This window comes from Arthrobacter dokdonellae, from assembly GCF_003268655.1.
GTDB classification, from domain to species: Bacteria; Actinomycetota; Actinomycetes; order Actinomycetales; family Micrococcaceae; genus Specibacter; species Specibacter dokdonellae.
In genome coordinates this window covers 983,824-1,001,260 of sequence record NZ_CP029642.1, presented here as the reverse complement: position 1 = coordinate 1,001,260, position 17,437 = coordinate 983,824, and the positions used below count along the sequence as shown (strand labels likewise).

Genomic DNA, 17,437 nt, shown 5'->3' with positions numbered 1-17,437 from the left:
GGACGGCCGAGGATGATCAGTCCTTCGTGGATGAGGTGGCGGCCGTGCTCCAGGACGGCTGAGGGGCGTTCGCGAGTCAAACACAACACCCTCCGAGCCACTTTAGACACCCACCCCGTCAACGGCCATGGGACTTACCCATCCAGTGAGGCTCCGGGCCGGCGCGGAAGCCTACCGCGGCACCACAAAATGGGTGACACGCGCATCCTGACCGTCCAGGGTGGCCCAGTCGCCGGAATGTTCAAGCACGGTGAACGCGCTGGTGGGATAGGCGTTCGCCATGTTCATGTAGGCGTCCTGGTCGGAATCACGGGACGCCAGCGTGAGCGCCAGCTCCTGGACGCCGGGCATGTGGGTGATCACCATGAGCGTGGTGACGGTTTCGGGAACATGGTTGACCACGGAGAGCATGCGCCGGGGGCTGGCGGCATAGAGCTCCTGTTCCAGCTTCGGCGTGGGCGCCTTGTCGCCGAGCTGCTCGCACACCCAGGTGCAGGTCTGCCGGGTGCGCAAGGCGGAGGAACACAGGATGAAGTCCGGCACAATCCCGTTTTCCAGAAGCCACCTGCCGGCCAGCGGCGCCTCGGCGTGCCCACGCTGGGCCAGCGGCCGCTCATGGTCGTCAACGCCCAGCGGGAAGGCCGCCTTGGCGTGGCGCATCAGGACCAGCCGCTTGATGTGGTGTTCGCTCATGCTGCAAGTTTAGTGAGGGAAACCCGAAGCACGACGCCGGACGGGCGCCCAGGTGCCCCTCCGGCGTCGTGCTCTGGGGACTAGATGGAGTATTCCGGGGCGGCCCAGACCACGACCTCCGGGTGCTCGTAGAAACGGTAGCCTTCCCCCCGGACCGTGCGAACGGTGTTGGCCAGGCGGCCCAGCTTGGAGCGCAGGCGGCGGATGTGGACGTCGATGGTGCGCTCGTTGGGGATTTCGTCCGCGTTGCCCCAGAGTCCGTCGAGCAGCTCGTCACGGCCCACGGTGCGGGTGCCGTTTTCCACCAGGTAGTTGAGCAGCTCGAATTCCTTGAACGTCAGATTCAGCGTGTCGCCGTCCAGGTGGACTTCACGCCGGGCCAGGTCGATGAGGACGCCCGTGGGGCGCTGCTCCGCGGGGACCGCCGCGCGGACGGGTTCCTGGCGCTGGCGGCCGGCCACGGTGGGATCGCCGAAGGTGGAGCGGACCACGTCCAGGGGGCTGCCCACGGCGTCCGACGGCGCGATGGCCACCGCGGCGTAGCTCTGCGCCTGCGGGACCAGTGACTGCGCGTAGGCGCGGATGTCCTGCGCCAGCTTGGCCAGTGACGTTCCAGCGGCGGCGGCGGTGTCCTCATCGACGCCCACATACAGGACGAAGCCGCGGGCCACGTTGTCGGGGTTCACCCCGCGGAGTGTGTCGCTGCCGGCAATCACGGGCGTCGGCGCAGTCATGGGGGCCGCCTCCGGGGCGGCGCGCAGCCGGGCGGCAGCAGAATCGGGGTCACGGCGGTAGGCGGCCGGGTTGCCGTAGGACGGGTGGTCCTGACCAGCCGGACGAAGCTGCGCCGCCTGGGCTGAGCCTCGGGCGACGGCCTTGGCCGCGTTGCGAACTGAAATGTGGACGTATCCGGATGCGACTGACATGGGAACTACCTCGCTGTATGGCCGTAAGTCACGGCGCGAATGCTTTCCTCGTGTCCTGGAAGGCCAGGACGAATTGCCCGGGTGGGGCTGGCCTTGCGGGCCGAAAATGCCTAGAACTTGGGGTGCGTGCTAGGCCTGCATTCGACAACGACAGTGTTGGCGTGCGCCTGTGTTGTGGGAGGCGGTGGCTGCGGCTGCAGAATTCACTGAGTGGATGTTCACAAATTCAGTGTCCTACGTAATAAATGGAACTCGCAAGTAACAAAGGGGCCAAACGTCCACATTATGAGATATCGACCGCTTTTGTGATCAAGCCAACAGTGTCCAATTTGTCTCACTTTTTGTACGTAAAGCGGTTGATGTCGAACGCATTCCCCATATTGCCGTCGACCGGGTGGGATCGTTCGGTGAAATGCGGTCATTGGATCAATTAGTTCATAAGAGAAACCGAGGGCCGGTCCGGGGCCTGAAAAAGCGGCCGGCCGCGTACAGCTATTGCCCGTGAATCGGTGCTAGAGTCCGCGCTCCGAGCGACTCGCTTCGTCGGGCGGACAGCTTTGGCGGGCTCTCCGGCGTCGAACCCGCGCCATCGGTACTCTGGCGGGCTGTCCGGCGCAGCCGAAACCGCCAGAGCTGTACCTTGGAAGAATTTGCGCACCGCGGATCTCTGCCCTCAACGCCCGTGCCGTGCCCGGCAGCCCGGCCTACCGGTGCAGCGCCTGGGCCACCGCGAACGGCCGCAACGAACGCACTTGGTCGCGGAGCCGGACGTGGTTCCGGCGGTTCATCATGACCAGCGCCACCAGCCCGGAGGCAATCGCCACCACGGCGCCGATCCACAGGGACCAGCGCGCGCCGAACGCGGTGGCAATCCAGCCCACCAGGGGCGCGCCGATCGGGGTCCCGCCCTGCAGCACCACCATGTAGACGGCCAGCACGCGCCCGCGCATGGCGGAGTCGGTGGTCAGCTGGACAGTGGTGTTGCACGCATTCATGAAGGTCAGGGATGCCAGCCCCACCGGCACCAGCGCCAGCGCATACAGGGCATAGCTGGGCATGAACGCTGCGACGGCAACGGTGACGCCAAAGGCCAGTGCCCCGCCCACAATGTAGAGCATCCTCATCTTCTTGCGGCGCGCGGCCAGCAGGGCCGCCGCAAGCGTTCCGACGGCCATGACGGAACCCAGGAGGCCGTATTCGCCCGGGCCGAGGTGGAAGATGGTGGTCGCCATGAGCGCGTTGGTGATCTGGAAATTCATGCCGAAGGTTCCCACCATGAACACCAGACCCATGATCATCATCAGGTCCGGGCGCTGGCGGATGTAGCGGAACCCTTCACGGATCTGGCCCTTGCCGGGGGGGACGCGCACCACGGGCTGCAGTTCCGAGACCCGCATGCGCCAGAGCGAAAAGATCACGGCGGCAAAGCTGGCGGCATTGATAAGGAAGGCCGGGCCCGTGCCGAACAGGGCAATCACCAGGCCGGCCACGCCGGGGCCTGCCAGCCGTGCCAAGTTAAAGGACGCGCTGTTAAGTGCGACGGCGTTGGGCACGTCCTCCTTGGCGACGACTTCGGAGACGAACGCCTGCCGCGACGGCGCGTCGAACGCGCTGGCAACACCGAGCAGGAGGGCCAAAACGTAGACGTGCCACAGCTCCACGGTCCGCGTGACCACCAGCAGTCCCAGCACAAGGGCACACAGGCCCATGGCGGTCTGGGTGCACAGCAGCAGCTTGCGCTTGTTGACGCGGTCGCCCAGCAGGCCGGCAAAGGGGCCGAGGAAGACGATGGGCAGGAACTGCAGGCCTGTGGTGATGCCGGCGGCCGTTCCGGAGTTGTGGGTCAATATGGTCAGGACCAGCCAGTCCTGGGCCACGCGCTGCATCCAGGTGCCGATGTTGGACACCAGCGCCCCCGTCACCCAGAGACGGTAGTTGAACACCTTCAGCGCGCGGAACATGGAATTCATTTGGCGCTCATCTCCTGCAGTATCCGGGCCGCCTCGTGGAGGGTGGCCCGCTCCGCCGGGGACAGGCCCGCGACGCGCTTCGCCAGCCACTGCGTCCGGCGGGACCGGGCCCGCTGCAGGACGGCGGTGCCGGCCCCGGTCACGTGGACAAGCACCTGCCGCCGGTCCTGCGGGTTCTCCCCGCGGGTGACATAACCGGCTGCCTCGAGCCCGTTGACGATCCGGGTCATCGACGGAGCCTGGACCTGTTCGCGCTCGGCCAACTCCCCGACGGTCAGGGGCCCGTTGAGGATGCCCGCCAGGACCGAATATTGGCCAGGGCTGATGTCTCGGGAGGCGGCTTCGGCGCGCAGCCGCCGGGAAGTCCGCATGATGGCCACGCGCAGCTCGGCGGCGAGTGGGGCCGCCCCGGCCGGACGCCTGGCCGCGGCAACCTTCCTCTGTGCCGCCGGGGTGCCGGCCGCCACGTCCGCAGCACCGTGGCCCCCAGCCGCTCGGTCCGCGGCAACGGAAGGCTGGTCCGATGCTGTGATTCGAGGCACAGTGCCGACAGGGGTTTGAGTCATCTTTTGTATCAACCTGGGTCCACTAGGTTACGTATGGTCTGTCATTTAGCATAGGTCATTAGCATTGCTAAGTAAATGTTGCCTTGCCCACGGTCGTTACCAAAATGTGACAAGGGTGTCCGGCTTCTGTAGCGTGGGGTGAGTGCCCGCTGAGCCACCCACGGTTCCTGGGCACAAATGGACGGTTCGCCGAGCTCTGCCGCCGCCCATTTCCCGTTCACTCATGTGGCAGAGACGGGGGACCCAATCTTTGCGGGCCTCCTACCCATGGAAGCCCTTGGGGTTAAGCCGAAAGTCCGTGCAGCAGCTGCTGCCCGCCGCCCGGCCGGATGCTCCCATCCGTTCCCGACAGCTCACCTCGCAGGCGTGGAGAGGCCCTACCCTTATGTCTTCAGCACCACAGCACGGCCGGCGCCGTGCCGAACCCGCACGCAAGCAGTCCCGCCGCGAGACCCTCAAGCAGGAGGCCTCGGCAGCGAAAACCGGTGGGCCCGCACGCCGCATGGCCGTTGTGGCCGTCGCCGCGGCGTTGCTGGCCGGCGGAGGGCTGGCCCAGGCGGCCACCAACAATGTGCCCGGCGGCCTTGCGGCGGCGAGCCTGGTTTCGGGCGCGACGGCCTCGCCGTCGGCCGTTTCCGCCCCGTCGGACATAGCTGTCAGCTTTTCCCACATCGACGTCAGCTCCGTGGCCAAGGCGAAGGCCAAGGCCCCTGCCGTCAAGAGCGAAGCGGACTCCGTCACTCCTGTAGCCAAGCCCGCCGCGGCGCCCGCCAAGCCTGCGGCGCCGGCGCTTGTGGACGATCCCGCGGGCGCGCAGGCGTATGCCGCGGGCCTGCTCAGCGCGAAGGGCTGGGGCGGAGACCAGATGGGCTGCCTGAACCGCCTGTGGACGCAGGAGTCCAGCTGGCTGACGTCGGCGGAAAACGCCTCGAGCGGCGCCTACGGCATCGCCCAGTCGCTGCCGGCCGAAAAGATGGCCAGCACCGGCGCCGACTACCGCACCAACTACAAGACGCAGATCCGCTGGGGACTGACATACATTGAGGGCCGTTACGGCACGCCCTGCGGCGCGTGGGCCCAGGAAGTCGCCGCCGGCTGGTACTGACCGGCACGGGGCTTAACCAACTGTGACGCGGTGGTTGCTGAAAATCCACGGATTATCAGCAACCACCGCGTCACAGTTTTAACCGGCGGCATCGTTACGGCACGCCAGACACGTCCGTCAGTCGACGACCCCGTAGAGGCGGTCGCCGGCGTCGCCTAGGCCTGGCACGATGTAGGACTTCTCATTCAGGCCCTCGTCAATCGAGGCAAGGACCACGTGGACGTTGTCGCGGTCGCCGTGGGCGGCTTCGAGGCGGGCCAGGCCCTCCGGCGCGGCGAGCAGGCAGATGCAGGTGATGTCCGCGGCGCCCCGGTCAAAGAGGAACTTAAACGCCTCAATCAGCGTCCCGCCCGTGGCCAGCATGGGATCCAGCACATACACCTGACGGCCGGTCAGGTCCTCGGGCAACCGCTCGGCGTAGGTGATGGCCTCGAGGGTTTCCTCGTTGCGGGCCATGCCCAGGAAACCGACCTCGGCGGTGGGAAGCAGGCGCGTCATGCCCTCAAGCATGCCCAACCCGGCGCGCAGGATCGGCACCACCAGTGGCGTGGGCTTAACCAGGCCGGTGCCGACCGTGGACGTTACGGGCGTTTCAATGTTGACCGGCTCCACGCGCACTTCGCGGGTTGCCTCGTAGGCCAGCAGGGTCACGAGCTCCTCGGTGAGCAGGCGGAAGATGGGGGACGGGGTGTTCTTGTCCCGCAGGACGGTCAACTTGTGGGCAATCAGCGGATGATCCGCAACCAGTACGCGCATAGATAAAAGCTACCATTGAGCCGTGTCCCCCATGTCTAAATCGCACCCAATCGAGACCCCCGCCACGGCCCTGCATGCCGGGTGGATGGGCGTCGCCCTGGGGGAGGCACGCCGCGCCCTGGAAACGGGGGACGTGCCCATCGGCGCCGTCGTCCTGGGGCCCGACGGCGGCCTGCTGGGGGTGGGGCGCAACGAGCGTGAGGCGCATGGGGACCCCACGGCGCACGCCGAGATGGTGGCCATCCGGGAAGCCGCGCAGCGACTGGGCGGGTGGCGGCTGGAGGGATGCACGCTGGTGGTCACGCTTGAACCGTGCACCATGTGCGCCGGAGCCGTCCTCCTGGCACGGTTGCCGAAGGTGGTTTTCGGTGCTTGGGATGAGAAGGCCGGGGCCGCCGGCTCCGTGTTCGACGTCCTCCGCGAGCGCCGCCTCAACCACTGGGTGGAAGTGTTTCCCGGCGTGCGCCAGAACGAATGCGCGGCGCTGCTGAGGGACTTCTTCGCCACCCACCGCTGACTAACTGTCGGCGTTGTTCAGCGCGTCGATCCGCTTTTGCCTGCTCGACGGCGAGTCCAGGCTGAAGCTGCGGAAGTCGCCCAGGTCGTCGCGGATAAATGCCTGCACCTCCTTGATCCTGTGCGTCACGGCGTTCGTGGGCGCGTTGAAGAGCCAGTGGGCGATGCGTTCCTCGCCGGGATCGTACTGCCACAGGCCGATGATCCGGCCGCGGTCCACGATCGGGTGGTCCGGAAGGTCCGCCTGCAGCGCCAGCCGGGTGCTGCCGAGCTGGCGCCCCTGGTCCTCCTCGGCAAAGTGGTCCGCGGCGTTGCGCCGGAGCAGGAACAGCGAATCACTGCCAGCGAGGAGCTGCACCTGCTCCTCGCGCGGGGCGGTGAAGTTCTCCCGCGCGTCGGCATCCGCGGGCAGCATCCACAGCCCGTCCAGTTCCACGGCCCCGGCCGCGGCGAGCGCCGACTTGGTCTGTGCAACGGTGAACGCCGTGAACCATTGGGTCTGCTTCAGCGCGGCTCCGCCGGTCCAGCCGAGGTAGCGCTCCATGAGCCTGGTGCGCGTCTGCTCCGGCGTCAGCGGTGCCGCCTCCAGGCCCCAGGCAGTGTACGCGTAGCGCTGCTGGTCCAGCCGGCCGTTGACGGGGACGCGCCGGATGCGCCCATCCGCCTGCAGCAGCCCCAGCACGGTGGGCAGCGTGGTGGAGGCGCCTTTCTTCCTGCCGGCCTCGCCTAGGCTCCGCACGGCATCACCCAGCCGGTCCTTGAGCTCCTTGGGGTCCATGGCGCTCCGCCCGTCCGCCCCAGGCGCGACGCCGGAGCCGAGGACCCCGAGCACGGCCACTTCCAGCGCGGCCAGTTCCGCGCGCGGCACCTCCAGCTTGTCCATGAGCTTGGACTGCGCCTCCGCGGCGTCCCGTCCCAGGGCAAGCGCCCACGCGAAGTCGTCCGCGCCCAGCACATAGGTGCAGCCGCGCGCCGTCGGCAGTTCATGGATGCGCAGGGCGGCGACGTCGGCGTCGGCCTGTTCACGCCGGATGCCGGCCCTCGAGAAGAGGGTCAGGTACGGGTTGGCGCCGCCCACGGAGCGCGCCCAGCCCGCGTTGCCAAGGACCTGGCCGGCGTCCCGGTCCGCGAGTGATCCGTCCAAGCCCTGTTTGTGCCAGCTCCAGGCACACTGCGTTCCACTGTCCATGCCCTTATCCTGCCGCATTCGCGTGCTGGCGGCGCTGCGCATTTTTGAACTGACCGCTCCAACCGGTAGTATCTTCCGAGTTGGTGACGTGTCCGAGCGGCCGAAGGTGCAACACTCGAAATGTTGTTCAGGTGAGAGCCTGACGTGGGTTCAAATCCCACCGTCACCGCCAAGGAAAAGGCGTCCACATCGTTGATTTGACAGCGAAGTGGGCGCCTTTTGGCTTTGTAGTTTCAGTCCTGTGAGCGCACTTTGGGCGCAACGTACTGTGATGCGGCGTCGTTGAGCGCGACCGCGACGGCGTCGAGGCCGTCCGGGACCTCATCACGCGCTGTGCGCCCTTGCGCCCAGGCCGACAGCGCAGCACCGAACGCTTCAGGACGGATCAGGTTCTCGCGCCCAGCACGCGCAAAGGCCGCCGCAATCTCCTCGGTGGCCAACCGCACCGGCACGGCCTGCGACGCCGCTGCGCCTCTGGCAGGACGCCCCATCCGGGTCTTCAGTCCTTCCACGTTGTACCCGGCCCTGGCTTCCTCGACCCATCGGTCAATCTCGGCCTCCGTCACCGCCCGTGCAACGTCCTGCTCTGCGGCTAGTCTGACGAAGTGGATCTTGAGAACCTCGTCGAGACGATCCGGCAAAAACACCGCCAGGAAATCTCCGCCCTTCATCACGACTTGTTCAGCGGGAATGGCACATTCTCCGTGGCGGCCCTGGACTCGACCAACCGGAAGTTGCCCGGCGTCGGCCCCGTCCCTTCATTGGTGGACAGGTTCGCGAAACTGACCCTCGTGGCGGACATGGCTTCATTGGCGTTCCTGGAACAGGACCCGAGCCTGGAGGGCAGGGTCGTGACCCTGTCCTTGGCGAGGCGCCTCACGCATACCGTCAAGGCCCCCTGTCGGACGGGGCGGGACGGCCGAACGCATCCACACAGAAAACTCCCAGCAGTCTTCCAGTCACAGTCGGGAAGAACGTCGGAGAATTGAGGCATGTCCCTCCCAATCCATGCCAACGGCCCCGACAAGCTGACCCGCCCCGGCGGCGAACCCATCCGCGCGCTGGTGGTCGACGACGAGCCGTCGCTGGCCGACCTGATGCGCATGGGCCTTGAGCTGGCAGGATGGGACATCGCCGTGGCGCACGACGGCCAGCAGGCCCTCAAGACGGCCCGCTCCTTCCACCCGGACGTCCTGGTCCTCGATGTCATGATGCCCGGCATGGACGGCGTGGAACTGCTGGGCCGCATGCGCACCATCTACCCTGACATCCCGGCCCTGTTCCTCACCGCCAAGGACGCCGTCGCGGACAAGCTCACGGGACTGCACGCCGGCGGCGACGACTACGTGACCAAGCCGTTCAGCATGGAGGAGGTGCTGCTGCGCCTGCACCGCATCGTCCAGCGGGCCGGCGTCACCGCCGTCGACACGGCAGAGCTGCGCGTGGGCGACCTGGTGCTCAACCGGGACACCCGCGAAGTATCCCGTGCCGGCACGGAAATTTCACTCACCAGCACCGAATTTGAGCTGCTCCAGTTCCTCATGGAAAACCCCCGCCACGTCCTCAGCAAGACGCGCATCCTGGACAGGGTCTGGGATTACGACTTCGGCGGGCAGAGCAACATCGTGGAACTGTACATCTCCTACCTGCGCAAGAAGATCGACGCGGACCGTGAACCGATGATCCACACCGTCCGCGGCGCCGGCTACGTGGTCAAGCCATGCACCTGATCCCCAGCCGCACGGCCCTGCGCTCCGCCGCCGCCCACCTGGCCCGGCCGGGCCGGTGGCACCTGCGCACCCGCCTGGTGGCCGTCATGCTGGCCCTCCTCACCGTGATCTGCGTCCTGGTCGGCATGATCAGCTACAGCGCCATGAGCATGTCCCTGAACAGCCAGGTCGACTCGCAGCTGGCGCAGGCCGCCTCACGCTCCCACGACTTCAACCTGTCCGCCCCGTCCGGGCCTGCCAGCGGCAGGCCCGACCCCCTCAACGCCCGCGGCACCGGCGCCGGACAGCTCAACGCCATCATCAGCGGCGGATACCTGGTCACCGGCGGCGTGCTCTCCCCCACCGGCGCCAGGCAGCAGCTCACGAGTAATGACGCGCAACTGCTGGCCGGCCTGCCCACCGCGGGGACGATGGCCGACGAGTCCCTCTCCATCGGCAACTACCGGCTTCAGGCAGTCGCGCTCCCCAACGGCGGCGTCCTGATCACCGGACTGCCGCTGGGCGCCGTCGAACGTACCCTGGCGAAACTGGTGCTGACCATCGTGCTGGTCTCCCTGGCCGGCCTGATCCTCCTTGGCCTCGCCGGCACCATGATCATCCGCCGCAGCATGGCGCCGCTGGAGAAGCTCTCCGCGGTCGCCACCAGGGTGGCGCATCTGCCGCTCGACGCCGGAGAGGTCGCCCTCAGCGTCAGGGTGCCGGACAGTGCGGCGAACCCCGGGACCGAAGTGGGCAATGTGGGGCACGCGTTCAACGCGATGCTGGAGAATGTCTCCCACGCATTGCAGGCCCGCCAGCGCAGCGAGACCAAGGTGCGCCGCTTCGTGGCCGACGCCAGCCACGAACTGCGCACGCCGCTGACCGCCATCCGCGGATACTCCGAGCTGCTGCAGATGACCGAGTCGCTGACCCCGGACGGCAAAACCTCGCTGGGCCGGGTCACTGCCCAGTCGCTGCGCATGGGCCGGCTCGTGGAGGACCTGCTCACGCTCGCCCGGCTGGACGAGGGCCAGCCGCTGGCCCTGCGCACGGCCGACGTCACCCCCATCGCCATGGACGCCGTCAGCGACGTCCGGGTGGGCGCAACGGACCACCACTGGAAGATCGACGTCCCGGACTCCCCGGTCCAGGCCAAGTGCGACGACGGCCAGCTGAAGCAGGTGATGCTGAACCTGCTCTCCAACGCGGCCAAGCACACCCCGCCCGGGACCACGGTGTCCACGCGCGTCAGCCAGGACGCGGACGGAGCGGCGGTGATCACCGTGACCGACGACGGCGCCGGCATCGCCCCCGCCTTCCAGGACGTCATCTTTGACAGGTTTTCCCGTGCCGACACGGCCAGGACCGGGACGCAGGGCAGCACCGGACTGGGTCTGAGCATCGTCGCCGCCATCATGAACGCGCACCACGGCACCGTGAACCTGGCCAGCACGCCCGGCGAAACCACCTTCACGCTGCGGCTGCCGCCCATCCCCGCCGGGCAGGCCACGGGCCCGCTGCCCGCCGTTTCGCCCGCCAAGGAAGTGCCGCCGGCCAAGGACGTGCCGCCGTCGCAGCCGGAATCTACACAGCCGGTGCAGCCGGCCGCATTGCCGGCCACGTCACGGCAAATTCCTGATTGGCTCCTTCCTCGATAAACTGGCGGCTCCGGTTGGTCGAAGGGAGCGGGATGCATCGTCGCACAAACACCCCATTCCGCCTGCTCCGCACCGGACTTCTTGGCGCCACCGCGTTTGGCCTGGCGGCCGGCGCCCACATGCTCGCCGGCGGGACGCTGCCCGGTCCCGGCATCATGACGGCGCTGCTGTCACTGCACGTGCTTTGCTTCACTGCGGCCACCGCCATCCACCTTGGGCTGCCCGCCATGACGGTCCTGCTCGGCGCCAGCCAGCTGGTGCTCCACAAGGCCTTTGACGTCTTGTCCGCTGTCGTCCCGGCGGTTCCCATGGCGCCGGGCATGGGCCACCCGATGTCCATGGCTGGGCAGTCGGCCGCCATGGTCCACGCCGCCGGCGCCAGGGGTGCCGGCGTGGACTCCATGATCCAGGCCGATGCGATGTCCGGCTGGATGGTGCCCGCCCACATCGCCGCCACCCTTCTCACGGCGGTGCTGCTGGCTCAGGGGGAAAGCGCCTTGTGGGCCCTCGCCAGCTGGCTGCGCCCGCTCTGCGGCCCGGCCGCCGTCGTGCGCCCGCTGACCGCCCGGCAGGCGATTCCCAAGGTCCTCCCGGCCCCGCTTCCGCGCCTGCCCTGGCGCAATCTCCGGCCGGACACGCGCCGCGGCCCTCCGCCCCTGGCGGTTGTTTTCGCCTGACACCCTTCGAAAAATCGCGGGGTGTTCCCTCCCGTCATTTTGCGTCGTCCGGCGCGCCCGAAAGGTTTTTTCATGCATTTTTCCCGCACCTTCAAGTCCACGGTCGCACTCGGCGCCACGGCCGGCCTCATGGCCCTGGGGCTCGGCACCGCGTCGGCCCACGTTGAGGCCACGCCCACAGAGACGGCCGCCGGCTCATACTCGCTCGTGACATTCTCCGTGGGACACGGCTGCAAGGGCTCGCCCACCACCAGCGTGAAAATCACGCTGCCGGAAGAGCTGAATTCCGTCACGCCGACGGTCAACCCGAACTGGACCATCAGCGAGTCCACCGAAAAGTTCACCACGCCCAAGACGCTGGCGGACGGCAGCAAGATCACCGCGCGGACCAGCGCCGTCACCTACACGGCCCAAACACCCCTCGACCCCCACCAGCGCGACACGTTCACCCTGTCCCTGAAGGTGCCGAACACGGCGGGGAAGACCCTGTACTTCCCGGCGCTGCAGACCTGCGAAAAGGGCTCCACCGACTGGAAGGACGTCCCCGCTGCCGGGGCGGCCGAGGACAGTGTCTCCAACCCCGCGCCGTCGCTGACGGTCACGGCAGCCACCGCGGCCTCAGGTCACGGCTCGCACGGGACGACGGCGGACGGCAGCTCAAGTAACACCGCGTCGGCCGACATTGGGTCCGCCGGGAACGGCGGCGCCGCCTGGCCGGCCTGGCTCGGTCTCGGTGCCGGACTGGCCGGGCTGGTGCTCGGCGGCGTCGCATTCCTGCGCACCAGCCGCAGGCCCAGCGCGAAATAGCCGGACCGCACCCTTCCGCCGAGGCAGCGGGCAACGTCGAGACTCGTCCACATGGCGGTCTCGACTGGCCCCCGCTGCCTCGGCAGATTCGACGCCGAAGCGGCGGTTCCCGACACTAAACCCGCACCTTGGCGGCGGGGCCGTTTGACTCACGCGGGCAGGGGCGCAAAAGTTGAGCAATGACGTCAGTAGAGAAGCAGTCCCGCGGCCAGACCCCCCGCCGCCACAGCACCACATCAAGGGCGGCCTTCCGCCGCCGCACCGGCGCCGTCATCGGTCTGGCGGCCGTTCTGGGACTGGCGCTGGCCGGCTGCGGGACGCCAAACGGCGGAACCACCACCACGACCGCGGCCGCCACGACCGCAGCCGCCACACCCGCGGCGACGACAGCGGAAGCGTCACCGGCCGCGACGGCCGGGAACACGGCGTCGTCCATGGAAAGCATGGCGCCGGCCCAGGCAGCCACCACGCCGGCGCATGGCGCGTCGCCAGCCCTGTGCACGGCGGCATCCCTGAAGGGGTCGGTGGACGACACCGGCGGCGGCGCGGCGGGGCACATCTACATGAAACTGACCCTGACCAACAAGTCCTCCTCCACATGCATCCTTAACGGCTACCCCGGCGTGTCGCTCGTCAAGGCCGGCACCACCAAGGCCATCGGCGCCCCCGCGGACCGCGACGCCACGGCCCCTTCGAAGGGCCCCATCACGCTCACCCCGGGCAAGGGTGCCACGGCCGTCCTGGCGTACACCCAGGCAGGGAATTACCCGCAGTGCACGCGCGTCCAGGCCGACGACATCATGGTCTACCCGCCCAGCGCCTACGACGAGCTGGTGATCCCCCACCCGCTCACGGCCTGCAGCAACACCGACATCAAACTGCTCAAGATCGGCGCCTTCCAGCCGTAACCGAGGGGACGGAGGTTGGCTTCTCCTCTTTGCTGCGATCCGGCTGGTCCTCCCGCTTGTCCTCCCGGGCAATCTGTCGGACGCCATCCAGCGTTCCGGCCGGATTCACCACGTCGCACATCTGCAGGAGCGGAGCCTTCCAGCAGGAGACTGGACGGTCAACCGGCTGCGGCGTGACCACCGATGCATGGCGCTGGTCCGCTGCCGGCAGGGCTGGGGAACTGGCTGGGGACTTTCCGTGTGCAGGGCCTTCCGGCATGTCCCTATTGGTCGCATTGGCATAAATTGCCAATGTAGGTCGTTGCCGCGCCGAATGCTGTGATCGTCAACTTATGCCCCTCCCGACCCATGCATTGCACGTGACCGGGCTGCCAGAGAGGCCCCGATATGGTCAACGAACTGGTCAAGATCCGAAAAGCATCTCACACTTGATCGTGGGGCTTGAGCGAGAGACTCTGGTGGCCGCCGCTTCGGGTGCGGGATGCCTTATGCGGATGCCCGGGACTTCCATGTCCTCGCACATACGCAACAGTCCGGCACCCACTGAGGGGTGCCGGACTGTTGTCGGGCCGGGCGGAGGATGCCGGGCCGCAGGACGCCTGCTGTACGGTGCGGCTCAGGCCGGATCCGCGGGTGCCTCGACTTCGGGCTGGGGATCCGAGAGGGTCTTCGGGACGGTGTCCTCGAACTGCGGGAGGGCGTTCAGGTACTCCACCACCGAATCCGTGGACTCCACGTCACCGAACTTGTTGTCGATGTCGTAGAGGTTCCACTGCACGACGCCCGGGACACGGTCGCCGATGGTCTCCCTGGGGATGATCGGGCGGAAGCCCTTCGCGATCGCGTCCTCGACGGTGTGGCGCACGCAACCGGCCGCGGTCGCGCCGGTCACAATCAGCGTGTCGATGCGGTTGGAGGTCAGGAAGAGCTCAAGGTTCGTCCCCGGGAACGCCGAGGCGCGGTTCTTCTCGATCACGACCTCGCCCTCTGCGGGCGCGATGCGGTCATCGATCTGCGCCCAGTAGGAATCCGCCGGAAGGGTCTCCGTGGGGATCTTCGAGTACCACAGGCCCATGTCGTTCGTGCCGGAGGTGGCGTCGCGGTTGCGGTACACGTTCGTGGTGTAGAAGACCGGGACGCCCTTGGCGCGCGCGGCCTCGTTGATCCGCTGCACGTTCGGGATGATCGTCTCCATGCCCGGGCAGCTGAACGGGTGGCCCGGACGGGTCCAGGCGTTCGCGAGGTCGATGTGGATGACGGCGGGACGGTTGCCGTAGCCGATCCGGCGCTTGAATCCGCGCTCGTTGTAGATGCTGGTTCCGGCTTCGAACGCTTCTTCCAGCACTGCTGCAAGGCGGGCTTCGATGTCGTTGAACGTCTCTGTCATTTCAGTCATGGTTCTCTCCACTCTTATGGTCGAAAGGTTGCTATACAAGCAACTAAGTTGCTGTAGTAAATACTATAGCGTACGGACTGGCCCAGCACCAGAGGTGCGGAGAAAGTGGGTCTCCATCGGACCCGCCACCAGGCAGGGCGCGGACATCGGAGGGCGTCACTCCTGGACCACCAGTACGGACCGCACGATCGGAACGCAGGAAGCGCCCGTCACCTGCCCGTGCGCCAGGAAGTTCCCGCCCGTTGAAAGATAAGCGGGACCGGTAAAGCGGAAGGTGATCGCGGTGATCGCTGCGCTGCCAGCCAGGATCGACTCTCGGAGCAACAGGTCCGGGCAACCCTTTTGGCGGACCGAATGCCGTTGGTTGAACTCACCGGGTCGACATGGCGCATCACGACACCTCGCATGTTGGTCAAGGTTGAAATGGAGCCTCTTGTTTGTTGCTGAGAAAGCAACTACATTTGTTTCTTAGCGACACCAAAGAGACCTGCATCACAATCGTTCTTCGACTTTTGCGGACCACTACTGGGGTCCACGGCACGTTCAAGGAGATATCACATGCGTCAGGACCTCAACGCCGGGCTGAATGAACGGACCGGGAAGGCCTATGTGGCCGGCACCGGGCAGTGCCACGAACCGGCCTTGAAGCGCCGGGAGGCTGTCGAAGACCAGGGCGTCGGCACCGTCGCCTGGAACCGCTTCAACGCCGGATTCACGCGTCGAGGCTTCGTTCGGTGGCGTTGACCCGCTCTCCAGCGTCACCGAGTACCTGCACGCACCCGCACCACGCAACGCGGCTGCCGGCACCAGCACCGGCACCAGCGCACCACTTCCTTACCCGGCCGACATGCATTCTCCCGGGAAGAGACCGCTGAAACACAACACACGTGCCGTTCACGGCACCCCACTCCGGGAGAAACAATGCAATCTGAGACGTCCTCGTCGCCGGTCCAGTCCAGTCCCGCCACGCTCCGCAAGGTCACCATCGCGGCAGCAGCCGGCACGGTCGTGGAATGGTTTGACTTTGCCATCTACGGTTTCCTCGCGCCCATCATCGCCAAGGTGTTTTTCCCTGACGAAAACCACATCATCGGGCTGTTGCAAACCTTCGCGGTATTCGCCGTCGCCTTTGCCCTTCGCCCGGTGGGAGGGGCATTCTTCGGGATGCTCGGTGACCGGATCGGCCGCAAACGCGTGCTGGCCCTGACGGTCATGCTCATGTCCGGCGCCACCGTGGCCATGGGCATTCTCCCCGGCTACGCAACCATTGGCATCTGGGCCGCCGTGCTGCTGACGCTGGCCCGAAGCCTTCAGGGATTCTCCGCCGGCGGGGAATATGCCGGTGCCGTCACCTATGTGATCGAACACGCGCCACCTAACCAGCGCTCCCGGTACAGCAGCTGGATGCCCGCCGCGACATTTGGCTCCTTCGCCGTCGCCGCCCTGCTGTGCTACCTGCTCACCGCAAACCTCTCCACCGAGGCCATGAACGGATGGGGCTGGCGAATCCCCTTCCTGGTGGCGGGACCCATGGGCCTGGTGGCCTTCTACATCCGGCGCCGGCTCCAGGAAAGCCCGCTGTTTGCTGAAATCGCGGACGACTCCGAGAGCACCCACACCCGACTCGGAACCACCCTGCGCCAGCAGTGGCGCCCCATGCTGACCCTCGGCGGATACATCAGCCTCACCGCCCTGTCCTTCTACACGTTTTCCACGTACATGACCACGTTCCTGCGCGAGGTGGTCCTGCTGCCAGCCGACCAAGTCCTCATGACAAATGTGGCCGCACTGGCCTTTGCCGCTGTCCTGTCCCCAGTGCTGGGCCGGGTGTGCGACAAGGTGGGCCGCAAGGCCATGATGACAGCATCGTCCATCCTCTTGGGCGCCCTCGCGGTGCCCGCCTACCTTCTGGCCAGCCAGGGCGGGCTGGGCAACGCCCTCCTCGGCCAGATCCTGCTCGCCACAGGTGCAGTGGCAGCGAACGTCGTCACCGCCGTCCTGCTCTCCGAAGTCTTCCCGACCGCAGTGCGCTACACCGCCTCCGCGATCACCTACAACGTCAGTTACGCCGTGTTCGGCGGCACGGCGCCGTTCGTAGCGACGTTCCTGATCGCCACCACCGGCAACAAGCTAGCGCCCGCGCTTTACCTGAGCGTCATTGCCGCCGGAGCCCTCATCGCAACGTACCTGATTCCGGAGACTTCCAAGCGCTCCCTGTCCGCCGGGACCCCGACAACCACGGCCGCAAGAACGGCCAGGGCCCGAACACACTAGGGCGCGGCTGCCACCACGCCACCGCGTGGAGCACTCCAATGAAAGGACCTGTGATTCCTTGATCGGTGAAGGCCGTCCACACACCCACGACGAGCCCGCACCATCTCCCACGGACGTTCGGAGCCGGCCTCCCGGCCGGTCCGCCAGTTCCCTGCGGCCAGTCCCGCCGGCGGCAGGTTCCGGTAGCGGCCGGAGCAGGTGAGGCCCGAGGCTTTGACGCCGCGGCCTTCTTGCTCGCAGCCGCGTCGGCCACGTGGCACCGGCCACACCGTCCGGATTGCGGCATA

General features: G+C 67.1%; 17 protein-coding genes, 1 tRNA gene and 1 riboswitch. Of the genes, 10 read left to right on the top strand and 8 right to left on the bottom strand.

Annotation, left to right across the window (positions count from 1 at the left end; all coding sequences use genetic code 11):
* Positions 1–171 precede the first annotated feature (171 nt).
* The 4 genes from DMB86_RS04565 to DMB86_RS04550 all read right to left on the bottom strand — a co-directional run bounded on the left by DMB86_RS04565 (position 172) and on the right by DMB86_RS04550 (position 4,155).
* Entirely contained in the window at positions 172–693 is a 522-nt protein-coding gene (locus tag DMB86_RS04565; protein ID WP_113716747.1) for a SixA phosphatase family protein, read from the bottom strand.
* Between the two features lie 80 nt (positions 694–773).
* Entirely contained in the window at positions 774–1,619 is an 846-nt protein-coding gene (locus DMB86_RS04560) for a winged helix-turn-helix domain-containing protein (RefSeq protein WP_113716746.1), read from the bottom strand.
* A gap of 704 nt (positions 1,620–2,323) precedes the next feature.
* Entirely contained in the window at positions 2,324–3,589 is a 1,266-nt protein-coding gene (locus DMB86_RS04555; RefSeq protein ID WP_227878598.1) for an MFS transporter, read from the bottom strand.
* Positions 3,586–4,155, bottom strand: coding sequence for a MarR family winged helix-turn-helix transcriptional regulator (locus tag DMB86_RS04550; RefSeq protein WP_113716745.1), 570 nt, complete (start codon positions 4,153–4,155; stop codon positions 3,586–3,588). The genes DMB86_RS04555 and DMB86_RS04550 overlap by 4 nt, the downstream gene beginning before the upstream one ends.
* A gap of 193 nt (positions 4,156–4,348) precedes the next feature.
* Positions 4,349–4,534, top strand: a riboswitch (cyclic di-AMP (ydaO/yuaA leader).
* A 6-nt stretch (positions 4,535–4,540) separates the two neighbouring features.
* Between DMB86_RS04550 and DMB86_RS04545 the strand changes: the two genes are divergently transcribed.
* On the top strand, positions 4,541–5,260 hold the full coding sequence (locus DMB86_RS04545) for an aggregation-promoting factor C-terminal-like domain-containing protein (RefSeq protein WP_113716744.1): 720 nt from the start codon (positions 4,541–4,543) through the stop codon (positions 5,258–5,260).
* Between the two features lie 117 nt (positions 5,261–5,377).
* Here the strand turns inward: DMB86_RS04545 and upp are convergent, their stop codons facing one another.
* Positions 5,378–6,016 carry a uracil phosphoribosyltransferase gene (gene upp, locus DMB86_RS04540; RefSeq protein ID WP_113716743.1) on the bottom strand — a complete coding sequence of 213 codons (639 nt, stop codon included), beginning with the start codon at positions 6,014–6,016 and terminating at the stop codon, positions 5,378–5,380.
* 31 nt (positions 6,017–6,047) lie between these two features.
* On the opposite strand from upp, the gene tadA reads away from it, so the two are divergent.
* Positions 6,048–6,533, top strand: coding sequence for a tRNA adenosine(34) deaminase TadA (gene tadA / locus DMB86_RS04535; protein WP_113716742.1), 486 nt, complete (start codon positions 6,048–6,050; stop codon positions 6,531–6,533).
* Here tadA and DMB86_RS04530 read toward each other — a convergent pair whose 3' ends face one another.
* A complete protein-coding gene (locus DMB86_RS04530; RefSeq protein ID WP_227878597.1) occupies positions 6,534–7,721 on the bottom strand; it encodes a DNA glycosylase AlkZ-like family protein in 1,188 nt (395 codons plus the stop codon). It lies immediately after the preceding gene.
* Between the two features lie 82 nt (positions 7,722–7,803).
* Between DMB86_RS04530 and DMB86_RS04525 the strand changes: the two genes are divergently transcribed.
* Positions 7,804–7,893 (top strand) — tRNA-Ser (locus DMB86_RS04525).
* Between the two features lie 61 nt (positions 7,894–7,954).
* Here the strand turns inward: DMB86_RS04525 and DMB86_RS20860 are convergent.
* Positions 7,955–8,392, bottom strand: a complete 438-nt coding sequence (locus DMB86_RS20860; protein WP_227878596.1) for a hypothetical protein — start codon at positions 8,390–8,392, stop codon at positions 7,955–7,957.
* Positions 8,393–8,713: 321 nt separating this feature from the next.
* On the opposite strand from DMB86_RS20860, the gene DMB86_RS04510 reads away from it, so the two are divergent.
* The 5 genes from DMB86_RS04510 to DMB86_RS04490 all read left to right on the top strand — a co-directional run bounded on the left by DMB86_RS04510 (position 8,714) and on the right by DMB86_RS04490 (position 13,480).
* Positions 8,714–9,451, top strand: coding sequence for a response regulator transcription factor (locus DMB86_RS04510; RefSeq protein ID WP_113716739.1), 738 nt, complete (start codon positions 8,714–8,716; stop codon positions 9,449–9,451).
* Positions 9,442–11,088, top strand: coding sequence for a sensor histidine kinase (locus DMB86_RS04505; protein WP_113716738.1), 1,647 nt, complete (start codon positions 9,442–9,444; stop codon positions 11,086–11,088). The genes DMB86_RS04510 and DMB86_RS04505 overlap by 10 nt, the downstream gene beginning before the upstream one ends.
* Positions 11,089–11,120: 32 nt before the next feature.
* Complete coding sequence (locus tag DMB86_RS04500; protein WP_113716737.1) at positions 11,121–11,765, top strand: hypothetical protein; 645 nt, start codon at positions 11,121–11,123, stop codon at positions 11,763–11,765.
* 72 nt (positions 11,766–11,837) lie between these two features.
* Positions 11,838–12,572 (top strand): YcnI family copper-binding membrane protein, encoded by a 735-nt coding sequence (locus DMB86_RS04495; RefSeq protein WP_113716736.1) that lies wholly within the window; start codon positions 11,838–11,840, stop codon positions 12,570–12,572.
* Between the two features lie 179 nt (positions 12,573–12,751).
* Complete coding sequence (locus DMB86_RS04490; protein ID WP_113716735.1) at positions 12,752–13,480, top strand: DUF4232 domain-containing protein; 729 nt, start codon at positions 12,752–12,754, stop codon at positions 13,478–13,480.
* A gap of 616 nt (positions 13,481–14,096) precedes the next feature.
* On the opposite strand, the gene DMB86_RS04485 is transcribed toward DMB86_RS04490, so the two are convergent.
* Positions 14,097–14,876, bottom strand: a complete 780-nt coding sequence (locus DMB86_RS04485; RefSeq protein ID WP_113716734.1) for an N-carbamoylsarcosine amidohydrolase — start codon at positions 14,874–14,876, stop codon at positions 14,097–14,099.
* 558 nt (positions 14,877–15,434) lie between these two features.
* On the opposite strand from DMB86_RS04485, the gene DMB86_RS04480 reads away from it, so the two are divergent.
* Entirely contained in the window at positions 15,435–15,620 is a 186-nt protein-coding gene (locus tag DMB86_RS04480) for a hypothetical protein (protein ID WP_113716733.1), read from the top strand.
* 177 nt (positions 15,621–15,797) lie between these two features.
* Positions 15,798–17,150 carry an MFS transporter gene (locus DMB86_RS04475; protein WP_113716732.1) on the top strand — a complete coding sequence of 451 codons (1,353 nt, stop codon included), beginning with the start codon at positions 15,798–15,800 and terminating at the stop codon, positions 17,148–17,150.
* Positions 17,151–17,437: the final 287 nt, after the last annotated feature.